Below are 2,647 nucleotides of genomic sequence, written 5' to 3'. Positions count from 1 at the left end.
TGTCAATGGACATCGGGAAGTGACCACAGGCGGTCACGAGAACTGCCCATGGGTGGCCAACAAGAACTGACCGGTGGCGGACACGAATCTGCCCATGTCGGGTTTGTCCGCCACCGGTCGAGCATCATGTCAGGTCAAGGGTTTGACCCCCTGACCGTGCAGGGCTTGGGCGAGGCGGACCGAATCGCCGCTGGTTTGGCATAGGTGCGCGTGGTGCAGCAGCCGATCGACCGTTGCAGTGGCGAGGGTCTTGGGCATCAGTTCGTCGAACCCGCTCGGGTGAAGGTTCGAGGAGATCGCGACGGACTTGCGTTCGTAGGCTGCTTCGACGATTCGGTACAGCCCTTCGGCGGCATCGGTCCCGACGGGCAACAGCCCGACATCGTCGATCACGACGAGTTCGGCGCGCACGATCTTCGCGATCGCTTTGCCGAGTGAGTCGTCGGATCGGTGCGCGCGTACGAGGACCCCGATCTGCTCGAGGGTGAACCACGCGACCGGCATCCCCGCTTGGATCACGTTCTGTCCCAACGCTTCGAGGAAGAATGTCTTGCCTGTCCCGGCCGGCCCGCAGACCACCAGATTCTCGCGGCGATGCACCCATTCGAGGGTCTGCAGGGCATGCTGGGTGGGAAGCGGGATCGATGATGCGTTCTCGTCCCAGACCTCGAAGGTCTTCCCGGTGGGGAATCCCGCTGCTTTGCGGCGGGCGGTCAGCATCGATCGTGCCCGGCCGGCGGATTCCTCTGAGAGAAGCGCTTTGACGACCTCGGCGGGGTCCCAGCGTTGTGCTCGTGCGGTGGCGAGGACTTCGGCGGCGATGGACCTGGCATGCGGCAGGCGGAGTTGCCGCAGCAGCGTTTCGAGGTCGGTGGGGAGTTCCGCTGTGACGGTGTTCATCGCTGACCTTCGTTCGTCTCGTCGGCGGTTTTGTGTTCGATAGCGTTGCTGCCCAACAAGTTCCATCCTGATGTGCCTTGCGTGAGGGAGGTGGATTCGGATGCGCCGCGGCGGGTGAGGTCCATTCCCTTCGATGCGAGGATCGAGTCGAGGTCGCCGGTGGCGAAGCGGCCGTGCACCGCTGCGTGCCCGAGTGCCCAATCGACATCGCCCCGAACTCCGAGTCGCGCGAGATCGACCGCGTGCGACATTTTCAGGTATATCCGTTCGGTGCCGACCGCGGCGGCTTCCTTGAGCCATGTCGCGGCACCTTCCCCGATCGCGAGGAATTGCTGTTCGGATACTGTTCGCGCGCGGACGCTGTAGTCGCCGGGGATCCTCGGGTGATGTCCGGGGAAGTGGGCGTCGTCGATGGCGGGGCTGCCGGGTGTGGTGCGGGCGTGCCGGGCCACTTCGATCGGGCCACCGTCATCGAGAGCGCAGATGACGACCTCATCTGTCCCGTCGTGCAGTCTGACCCACACGCTCTGACCCAATAGTGTTGCTGGTGTCGAGTATTGGCAGTGATCAAAGGTGACCATCGGTGTGTTGTCGGGGACTCGGCGAGCGACTCCGAGGACTGCGGTGTGCGGCATGTCGGGGATACCGTGCAACTCGGGTCGTTCCTCGGCGAGCATCTCGTTCGGGACGCGGCGGGTGGCCCGATGTACTCGGGCGTTGATCTCGGTCATGAACGCCGTGCACGCGATTTCGACGTCGGCGAAGGTGGCGTACTGCTCGAGCAGGTTCGTCTCGGTGGGCACGATGTCGGCTTTGGCGAGTTTGACAGCGTTCTCCACTCCGCCTTTCGATGCAGGGTCCGCCGGTTGGCAGGTCAGCACGGTGATTCCGTAGTACCGACCGAAGGTGACCGCGGTGCGATTGCGGATCGGGACGCCGGCGACGTGGCCGGCGGTAACGGTCTTTTCGTTGTCGGTGAGCAGGTAGGTCGGTGCGCCGCCGATGATGCGGAAGACCCGGTCCAGGCCAGCGAAGACGCTCGCTGCGGTGCGGTCGCGTAGTGGGACCACGATGCGGTAGCGGCACCAGGCCAGCCAGGCGACGAGGAGCACGATCTTGCGGCCGTCGACGACCGGGCCGTCTCCGAAGTCGTACTGCAGCCACAGTCCTGGTTCGGTGATCCATGGCCGGTGCACTCTCGTATTGCCCAGTCTCCATTGGGTTTTGATTTCGGCGAGGGCGCGTCGAGTGGTGCGGTCGGCACCGGTGTAGCCGAGTGCGAGAAGTTTCTCGTGGGCTTTGTCGCCGCGGATCTTGCCCTTGGATTTGGAGACCCACTCTTCGAGGTATTCGAGCCAGTCGTCGGTGATTTTGGTTCGGTGGGTGGCCGGTGGCAGGCCGGCGTCTCGGTCTTCGACGGCCTTTTTCACGGTGTTGTGGGAGCAGCCGCACAAGTCTGCGGCGGCCCGCAATGATCCGGTCAGGTCGTATGCATTGAGTATGTCCATCAGTTCTCCGTCAGACTTCACGTGGTCTCTCCTGCGGTGGATTCGATACGGACTAGGCATCGGTATCGAAACCGCAGGAGAGGCCTCCTCGGCGCTGACGCGCCGAGAGGATGGGTGTGGTCTGGGCAGATTCGTGGCCACAGGCGGTCACATTCGTGGCCGCGAGTGGTCAGTTCTTATCGGCCGTCAGTGGGCATATTCATGGCCGCCTGTGGTCAGTTTTTCATGGCCGCCGACAA

The 2,647-nt window shown here is 63.7% G+C and carries 2 protein-coding genes; both read right to left on the bottom strand.

Annotated features, from left to right (window positions below; all coding sequences use genetic code 11):
* Window positions 1–129: 129 nt before the first annotated feature.
* The gene (gene istB, locus MTX35_RS25170; RefSeq protein ID WP_094665458.1) at window positions 130–900 is read right to left on the bottom strand and encodes an IS21-like element helper ATPase IstB; all 771 of its coding nucleotides are present in this window, start codon (window positions 898–900) and stop codon (window positions 130–132) included.
* The gene (istA, locus tag MTX35_RS25165) at window positions 897–2,429 is read right to left on the bottom strand and encodes an IS21 family transposase (protein ID WP_094665460.1); all 1,533 of its coding nucleotides are present in this window, start codon (window positions 2,427–2,429) and stop codon (window positions 897–899) included. Before istA ends, istB begins: the two co-directional genes overlap by 4 nt.
* Window positions 2,430–2,647: the final 218 nt, after the last annotated feature.

Source organism: Rhodococcus sp. ARC_M12 (genome assembly GCF_022810385.1).
Taxonomy (GTDB): domain Bacteria; phylum Actinomycetota; class Actinomycetes; order Mycobacteriales; family Mycobacteriaceae; genus Rhodococcoides; species Rhodococcoides navarretei.
Note: the sequence above shows the minus strand (reverse complement) of the source record. Positions and strands in the feature narration are given on the sequence as shown.